This window comes from Psychrobacter sp. CX21 (assembly GCF_057396255.1).
Genome location: NZ_JBXYJG010000034.1, coordinates 1 through 9281, shown reverse-complemented (window position 1 = coordinate 9281; position 9281 = coordinate 1). Strand labels below are relative to the sequence as shown.

7 protein-coding genes and 1 other RNA gene are annotated in these 9281 nt (G+C 37.8%); 3 read left to right on the top strand and 5 right to left on the bottom strand.

The features are described from left to right. Window positions 1–31: 31 nt before the first annotated feature. The 3 genes from AC2SLP_RS11760 to gpmI all read right to left on the bottom strand — a co-directional run bounded on the left by AC2SLP_RS11760 (window position 32) and on the right by gpmI (window position 4746). On the bottom strand, window positions 32–1246 hold the full coding sequence (locus AC2SLP_RS11760; protein WP_486535535.1) for an IS256 family transposase: 1215 nt from the start codon (window positions 1244–1246) through the stop codon (window positions 32–34). Between the two features lie 136 nt (window positions 1247–1382). Further along, a complete protein-coding gene (locus AC2SLP_RS11755; protein WP_486536826.1) occupies window positions 1383–2864 on the bottom strand; it encodes a S41 family peptidase in 1482 nt (493 codons plus the stop codon). 289 nt (window positions 2865–3153) lie between these two features. Then, window positions 3154–4746 (bottom strand): 2,3-bisphosphoglycerate-independent phosphoglycerate mutase, encoded by a 1593-nt coding sequence (gene gpmI, locus AC2SLP_RS11750; protein ID WP_486536825.1) that lies wholly within the window; start codon window positions 4744–4746, stop codon window positions 3154–3156. A 557-nt stretch (window positions 4747–5303) separates the two neighbouring features. On the opposite strand from gpmI, the gene ssrS reads away from it, so the two are divergent. Next, window positions 5304–5495: non-coding RNA, 6S RNA (ssrS, locus tag AC2SLP_RS11745), on the top strand. 132 nt (window positions 5496–5627) lie between these two features. Here ssrS and AC2SLP_RS11740 read toward each other — a convergent pair. Beyond that, window positions 5628–6269, bottom strand: coding sequence for an FxsA family protein (locus AC2SLP_RS11740; protein WP_486536824.1), 642 nt, complete (start codon window positions 6267–6269; stop codon window positions 5628–5630). A gap of 192 nt (window positions 6270–6461) precedes the next feature. Between AC2SLP_RS11740 and ruvC the strand changes: the two genes are divergently transcribed. Continuing rightward, on the top strand, window positions 6462–7046 hold the full coding sequence (ruvC, locus tag AC2SLP_RS11735; RefSeq protein WP_486536823.1) for a crossover junction endodeoxyribonuclease RuvC: 585 nt from the start codon (window positions 6462–6464) through the stop codon (window positions 7044–7046). A 472-nt stretch (window positions 7047–7518) separates the two neighbouring features. Here ruvC and AC2SLP_RS11730 read toward each other — a convergent pair whose 3' ends face one another. Beyond that, complete coding sequence (locus AC2SLP_RS11730; RefSeq protein WP_486536822.1) at window positions 7519–8130, bottom strand: META domain-containing protein; 612 nt, start codon at window positions 8128–8130, stop codon at window positions 7519–7521. Window positions 8131–8262: 132 nt separating this feature from the next. On the opposite strand from AC2SLP_RS11730, the gene AC2SLP_RS11725 reads away from it, so the two are divergent. Then, complete coding sequence (locus tag AC2SLP_RS11725; RefSeq protein ID WP_486535649.1) at window positions 8263–9255, top strand: IS110 family RNA-guided transposase; 993 nt, start codon at window positions 8263–8265, stop codon at window positions 9253–9255. Window positions 9256–9281 lie beyond the last annotated feature (26 nt).

The window sequence follows — 9281 nt, the reverse complement described above, 5'->3', positions numbered from 1 at the left end:
GAGCCCATCCTGAATTCTGTGTAACTGCAATTTAGATTAAATGCTTACTAACACGCTCATCGAACATAATCATAAATCGATTAAGAGCAGACGTCCAGTTACGGATGGGCATCGACCACTTTTTAGACGCCTGCTGAGTCGCTAGATAAACAACCTTTAACGCCGCTTGATCAGATGGGAATATCTTACGCTTATTCACAGCGGTACGAATCACGCTATTTAATGACTCGATAGCATTGGTCGTATAAATGGCTTTTCTAATGTCTTTCGGGTAATCAAAGAACACGGTTAAGCCCTCCCAATTATTGCGCCAAGAGGTAACCACATGCGGGTATTTATCGCCCCAGATCTCATTAAACTGCTCAAGGCTAGCCTCTGCCAGCTCAAGCGTATCAGCACCATAAACCGCCTTTAAACCAGCCGCTACTTTTTTTCTATCTTTCCATGGTACAAACTTCATAGAGTAACGTACCATATGCACAATACATAGCTGAACCTGTGTGTTTGGATATACCGTATTAATTGCCTCGCTAAAGCCTTTTAAACCATCCACACAGGCAATAAGAATATCTTGAACCCCACGGTTTTGTAGTTCAGTGAGAATACCTAGCCAGAACTTAGCGCCTTCATTCTCCGATAGCCACATACCCAGTAGCTCCTTTTTGCCCTCAAGATTGACGCCTAAGGCCAGATAGATGGCTTTATTAATGATTTGCTTGTCTTGACGTACTTTAACGACAATGCAGTCTAAATATACGATAGGATATAAGCTACTTAGTGGACGATTCTGCCATGCTGTGATGTCATCTATGATGTTGTCAGTAACCCTTGATACGAGACTGGTTGAGATATCAACGTCATAGATATCTTTGATACTCTCAACAATCTCAGTGGTTGTCTGGCCTTTGGCGTAAAACATGATGATTTTATCATCGAGCCCAGTGATACGAGTTTGATGCTTTGCAACCAATACAGGATCAAAGCTTCCTTCACGGTCTCTGGGTGTAGATACTTCAATCTCACCTGTGTCACTGCGCACTGTCTTTTTGGTGTGACCGTTGCGCTTGTTTGGGGTATCCGCCTTTTCATGCTTAGGATAGCCTAGATGCTCTTCCATCTCGGCTTCTAATGCAGTGTCAATAAATGACTGCATGAGCTCTTTTTGAAATGCTTTGATGTCTTCAAAGCTGCCAACGTGTTTGGCCATTTGTTCGGCTAGTTTTTTTAGTTCTGTTTGTTTTGTCATTGCTTATTCTCCTTTACTATGGATTATAAGCAGTTACACAAAGTTTGGGAAAGTCTCGCTTTTAGACCCTATGACCATCTTTATAACTTTATATATAAATGTAGTTATAAATCTAGTTATAAAAGAACAATCTGGATCAATAGTCATCAACGACCGAAATACCATTGAATTCATTATCAAACTTAATACCCACATTTCTATCTTTTGATAAAAGTATAGAGATCGCCTTACTTTGCCAGTTTGAGCCATCATGTGAATAATAAATATCAGGCTCTATACCAACACCATCTATAATCTCACCCTGAGAGCTTCGGTATTCTGCTACGGTTAATTTTAAACCGCCGCCTAATTTTAAAGGCACAACCTCTTGAACCGTACCTTTACCAAAGCTTCTTTCTCCAACTATTATCGCTCGGTCGTTTGATTTAAGACTACTAGAGAGCACTTCAGCTGCGGATGCTGTGAATTTGTTTTGGATAACCACTACAGGTAAATCCGATAAATATGGCGTACCCATTGATCGTAAAGTTTGGTTATTGTTAGTACGACTACTCACTTGAATAAGATCATCGTTTTTAACAAATAAACTGGCAATATCTAAAGCAGTAGACAACACGCCGCCAGGATTATTTCTCAAATCAATAACAACCCCAGTAATGGGCTCACCAGATTGTTTGAGCGCATCAATAATCTGATCTTTAGAACTGTTTTGGAATACGGGTAGGCGTATCATGGCAATACTGTCATATACGTTCACTTCAAGTTGAGTATTAGCAGATATATTACGTTGTAATATTAAATCCTTTTGACGACCTACCTGATCTACTATGGTTACCTGCACTTGTGATCCAGCGATACCCGATAGTAATTGATCGATATCTTGCTGTTGTAAATCTGGAAGCAGCTCAGCGTCCTTAATCTTAATCAATCTATCGCCAGATTTAATTCCCATGTCATTTGCTGACGAATGGGCTGTAACTCGCTCAACTATCCAGCTTTTTGATTGATCGTCCTGCTGGACTGTAAGCCCTACTTGACCTATCTCACCATCGGTAAAGTTTCTTAAATTTTCATAATTTTCAGGAGTTAGGTAACTGGCATGACTATCTAGCTGCTCAAGCATTCCAATAATCGCATGCGTAAAAAGCGCTTCATCATTGATAGGTTTTAGAAAATCTCTACGAACCACATCTATAACTTCTACAAACGTTTCAATAGTTTGTGGAGAGATAGAGTTCAATGGAATTTGCATTAAGTCATGATCATGAATTGCATCAGTTACCCCAGTTACATAGCCATCGTCTTGGTCTATATGGTCTAATTGATAGCCATTAATGATATCCTGTTGCGAAAAACCATCTTCTAAAAAATCATCATTAGGTGTGCTATGTTCTGAAAACCCATCTTCTGAACCAATAAATGCATCATTTGATATCTCTTTAATAGCGTCTTTATTCGCCACAATATCGATTGCATCACAATCTTCAATACAATCCTGTGGTAAAGAGGACGGTTTTAAGTCATTAAAGGGAGTTTCGAAGTTACTGTTTAGGTCGTCCTGAGTGACAGACGTTAAATTAGGGTTATGAGTTTGTGCCGCATTTGAAGCACTCGACATACTAAATATTAAAAGAGTGAATAAAAGTGTCGTCTTAAAAGACTTCATAGTATATAAAAGTGTAGCATTCATAAAAGGTAAATGATTCTTATCGGTATTACTCCCGTTATCACAACCACTGCACGTAGGGTGATTCAAATGTTTCTTTGATATCGATTTATGGATCATCCGAAGTCCTATTCATAGGCTTAATTTATGATATTTACATTGAGCACACTTTAACTTAGTTACTATTTATAAAGTAGATGTCGCTAAAGTAGATAAATCTATAGCATTTATATCTATAATATTATTCTGAAATCAATAAATTTTTACCAGTCATCTCTTCTGGAACATCAAGACCCATCAACTCCAAAATAGTAGGCGCAACATCGCTTAATTTACCGCCCTCACGAACCGTTACTTCATTATTACCTATGTAAATTAAAGGCACATGTTCTGTCGTATGCTGTGTATGCACCTGTCCGCTGTCGTAGTCTTGCATTTGTTCACAGTTACCATGATCTGCTGTAATAAGCATGTGCCCTTTTTCTTCAATTACCGCAGTAGCGACTTCACCAATGGCAACATCTAAAGCTTCAACGGCTTGAATAGCAGCTTCGAAATCACCCGTGTGTCCAACCATATCACCATTAGCATAGTTTACGATAAGTACATCGTACTTACCCGAATGTATGGCTTTAACTAAGTTTTTAGTAACTTCAGGCGCGCTCATTTCGGGCTTTAAATCGTAAGTTTCTACATCTGGTGAGGGTATTAATATACGTGATTCACCTTCATACTCATCCTCTTTTCCGCCACTAAAAAAGAATGTGACATGCGCAAATTTTTCTGTTTCTGCAATTCGTAATTGGGTTTTATTCTGATTTTGTAAGTATTCACCTAACGTATTTTGAAGTTGTGTCGGCTTATAGGCGACTGAAGTTTTAGGATTGGCTGCAAGCTCATCTGAATAATGTGTCATCATGACAAAAGCTGAAAGTAGCGGTTGTTTTTTTCGTGCAAAACCTGAGAACTCATGATCTGGTAATATGAAAGCTTGACTAATTTCACGCGCTCTATCTGCTCTAAAGTTCATGAAGAATACAGCATCATGATCATTAATAGTAATGGGTGTCTCTCCGTGTTCTATAACATTTGTAGGGCTGACAAATTCATCTGTTTCACGTGACTTATAGGCTGCTTGCACCGCACCATCAGCTCGGGTTGCCATACGCTCAGCCTCACCAAGTGTCATCAAGTTATATGCTTTTTCGACGCGGTCCCAGCGGTTATCTCTATCCATAGCGAAATAACGACCGACAATACTAACAATTTGTACATCGCTTTCATAATATGAATTAAGATTGTTTAAATAGTCTTTTAGACGTTTTATATATTTGTCAGCTGATTTTGGAGGGGTATCACGTCCATCTAAAAAGCAATGTACATAGACATGCTTTGCACCGTAAACCACAGCAGCATGACACATCGCTTCAATATGATCTTGATGCGCATGAACGCCTCCATCTGATAAAAGACCAATAATATGAATATTGCCGCCAGCATCCAGTGCTGCTCTTAATCCTTCAACAATACTCTCGTTCTTATAAAAGTCTCTATTAATAATGTCTCGAGATATACGTGTAGAATCTTGGAATAAAACACGACCAGCACCAAGGTTCATATGACCCACTTCAGAGTTACCAAACTGTCCATCAGGCAGTCCTACATCTTCGCCCGAACCCGAGATGAGCCCATGCGGATACTGTTGATATATTCGATCAAGGTTGGGTGTATTAGCAGCAGCAACCGCATTATCACGCTCTTCCTCGCGGTAACCAAATCCATCTAATATCATAAGTACGTGAGGGGTTTTTTTACTAGGATTCGCAGCTGCCATTTATTCGTTCTCCAATTTTATTACTTAATCTATATAATTTGCTTCAAAGTGGCTATCGTATTTATAAGTATCTATTATGAAGGGTCATTATAAAAACGTATAAACGTATATTAGGTATTTAAGAAATTTAAGGAATTTAAAAAAATAAAACACACTAAGGTTTAATTTCGCCTCAAAGGTTTAACTTAATTAAATAAACGTAGCACAATTTTAACATATTAAGCTCTGTATCTATAATTTAGAGCGAAAAACACTTGAATTTAGCACATAAGCACTTGAAGTGATTTAGATTTTAAATTGTATTCTTATTTATGTATTAAGTTTAATATGTGGCTATAAGATTGAGATACGCATCGAATTTAGTAACGCATTAGTATTAGACTATTAAAAGATTGGTTCTAGAATGTATGATGGGGTTTTTGCGCAATAGTACTGAATAAACTTTAATATAGTAGTATTGCGTTAATCCTTAATATAGAAGTAGTTAGTAATTTTTATTCAGTTACAAACTTTTAAATATGTAATTTGCATAAGAAACCTATTTTAGATAAAATGTTTATATTCTGAAGTGTTCGCCAGTAGATGATATTCCCTGAGCCGATAACGCACTAAATGGATGTGGTACCTATTGCTTTACTGAGTATGCCTGCGCTGCTTGCAGTGTTTCAGGAAACCTTAAGAAGCAATGACGCATCCGCCCTGAACTTCACGGTTCATGGGTCCCCATCTTACAGCGGCACTTCGGTTCTAAACATAAACCCCATTTGCAATTTAAGCAGATGGGGTTTTTTATTGTTCTAATTATTTTTTTAATTTTTTACTCATTAGACAATTGGCTTCATTGGCTAATATATAGTACTACTTAACTCAAATTAATAGACTTACTCATCATTTGCAGGCTTTTTAAGCTTCTTCACATCTTTCACAACGGTCTTCGCAGATCCGTCAACTGTGGTGTTTTGTTTAAACACATCACCGAAAGGATTTTGATTTTGTGCGCCTTTTTTTGTATCAAATGGATTTTGATTACCAAAAGGATTTTGACCACCAAATGGGCTTTTACCCATGCCGCTGCTCATACCCCCAAATGGATTTGGTCCACCCATCTGACCACCCATTTGCTTAGCCATCATTTCCATCATTTTATCTTGATTGTTCAAGACATAATTGTTTGCCATTTCTTTAAGTTTTTTTTGTACTGGAGGAAGCACTACCAATAGTGCAAGCAAGTCTGATAACAAGCCAGGAATGAGTAGTAATAAACCACCTACAGCCATAGCAACTGTTTTGATCATTTTATTTTCAGGTGGTCGCATAGATGGATTCATCATGCCACCGGTTTTCATTTGTTGAGCCATAGGATTTAAGGTAGTTAGCCCTTTACGGATAAGCGTTATACCAATAACAGCCGCTACGATAAACCATATAAACACCCACCAACCGCTTATAAACTGAGCTACTAAATACCAAAGCAGCATTTCAATTATAAACCATACGATGGCAATACCAACCAACTGACCCATGATACGTCGTCCTTATTATCTTTTAATTTACTAAATGCGAATTTAAACTTATATATGTTATTTATATGGGGTTGGCTTGCTATACTATCAAATCTTAAATTATAAATTAACGTTTTATACTTTTCATTTAAAATTTTTTATTATTTTATTTTATGATGGTTTAAAAGTTAAAAGTTGGACGGTTACACATTTATGGCAATAATAATTGGTATAGACCCAGGTTCAAGAATGACGGGTTACGGAATCATTCATCAAAAAGGTGATACGCTTCGATATCTAGACGCGGGTACAATCCGAACCGAAACAAAAGAAATGCCAGAACGTTTAAAGCGTATTTTTAATGGTATAACGCGTATAACTCAATATCATTTAAAATATGCCGACGAACCCATTCATGCTGCTGTTGAGCAAGTATTTATGGCCGAAAACCCTGATTCCGCTTTGAAACTTGGTCAAGCACGTGGGGCTGCTATCGCCGCTTTAGTGGCGCTTGATCTTGAAGTTTCTGAATATACAGCACGGCAAATCAAACAATCCGTATGCGGCTATGGCGCTGCAAGTAAAGATCAAGTTCAAGAAATGGTGTGCCGTATTTTAAAATTAGATGTCGCTCCCCAGCAAGATGCTGCTGATGGACTGGCGTGTGCCATTTGTCATGCTCATTCAAGCCATTCCATGAATAAGATTTTAATGAATAGTACGGTTCGCGGACGGGGAACTTCAAAAAAGAAAGGACGATGGCGCCTTACTGAAGACGACTTAAATGGGTTAAGATAATTTAGGGTCTGTTGAACATTCAAATATTAGGACTGCTGATAGCTAAAATTGTTCCAAACTAGGCATAAACCGACGATAATGCCCGAAGCGTATTGGACCTTAGCTAGTTTTATAACAACGTTTGGGGCAATTTTAGCATCAGCCCTACGGGGCGGGTCTATTTTTTATCAATATATTGTGACTTTCAATAATTAGGGGTTCTAACTTAGAATAACTAAGTGTCTAAAATTTCCCTGCACATTGCCTAAAAAATAACCGCCGCCAGTTCCATATTTGAATGTTCAACAGACCCTAGTTTTATCCAATTATATTTCTTGGTATCGCAATACTATTTAAACATAAAGGTAGTTTGATATTACTATCTTTACGAATGAATATATATTACGTTTCCATGTTTAGAGCGCTACAGATTGTGTAAACTGATACGTTAAAAATTTTTTTATTATCTATATTTTTTAATTTGTAATATCTTTTAATCGCCAATAACTGAAGTTTCGACAACTTGGTCTAAAACATAAACAAATTGCTTACCTTTTACATCTACAGGATCGGCACTAAACCGTTTCAACCGTACAACTTGCTCTAAAGTTTTATCATGGGTATATCCTTCAATCTCTCCGACAAACATATCCCAATCGCCCTCACCCGTTTTGATACCTTGATCATAATATATTGGTTTTATTTTTAAACAGGTTTTCGTTAAGACATTGGGACAAGTTAATTCACTATTGTCTATTTTCCAAAATACAATGTCGGCAACTTGCGAATACTTAGCTTCTGGCGTTTCACTACCCTGCCAAATTATACTATAGCCGTTCTCGGTTATTTGATTGAGTATCGGATTATCACCCGTTTTATAAATCAACTGACTGCTGCCTTTCATTATATCTATAAGTAATTGTTCAGCCTCACTTAAGCCCTCGCAGTACATCTCAGTACTCATGACTTGATCTATATTTAGGGTATATTGATTTAATGTGTAGCGTCCACTTATCTGATTACACCCTTGTATCTTGACTGACCCCTTAACGCAATCAACGAGAGTTGATAAACTAAAGCGGTTAATCACGAGCATTGAGAGCATGAGCGCACCCTTAGTGCCTAGACACTGTAGCGTAGATAATGCCCAATGCTCATTTTTATCATCTTAATACTCTGAATGGTATCCAAGTGCCTCAATACGAGTGACACTGCATGAACAAGGGAAGATGACAAGATGACTCATTATATTGGTATCGATGTTAGTAAAGCAAAGCTTGATGTTGCATGGCTTAAAGATGCAGACAAGCTAAAGGTTAAAACCAAAGTATTTAAAAACAACAAAGACGACTTTGATAATCTTATCAACTGGCTAAAAACAAACGTCAGCGATAATTTAAGTGATATACACGTAACCCTTGAAGCAACAGGTGTCTATCATGAGAATGTGGCTTATTTTCTACATGATAAAGGTATTGCTCTAAGTATCGTAAATCCAGCCTATGTCAGAAGCTATGCAAACTCTCTTGGTAGTCGCAATAAAACTGACAAAAAGGATAGCGTCTTACTGGCTCGTTATGCTAATAGTGCTAAGCCAGAACAGTGGACACCGCCACCAGTAGAAGCAAGACAATTAAAGTCATTATTGACTCGTTTAGATGCACTACAGCAAGACTTGCAACGTGAGCTTAACCGTCAAGAAAAAGCATATGCTACTGATACTGCGCCTATTGTGAAGCAATCCATTGGCACTATGATTGATGCTTTAGAAGTTGCTATTGCAAAGCTTAACGATGATATTGATGATCATATCGATAAACATCCTAAGTTAAAGCATGACCAAGAGCTACTACAAACTATCAAAGGTGTAGGCCCTGCCACATCAAGACAGATGCTATCGCTGATGCACAATAAGCAGTTTACTAAAGCGTCACAGGTTGCAGCCTTTATTGGTCTTGTTCCTAGACATATTGAGTCAGGACAGTTTAAAGGCAAATCACGTTTAGCTAAGAATGGTTCAAGTGCTATTAGAGCTAAACTGTATATGGCTGCAGTGGTATCCACTAAATGGAATCCTGATATTAAGGCACAGTACGAGAGGCTGTTAGCCAATGGTAAGTGCAAGATGCAGGCGATTTGCGCTGCTATGCGTAAGCTTGTGCATATCTGCTATGGTGTATTGAAACATCAATCTCCTTATCAGGCAAAAGTTGAATTTATTTCTGCTTGATATTTATTTTTTAAGATGGTATCTAC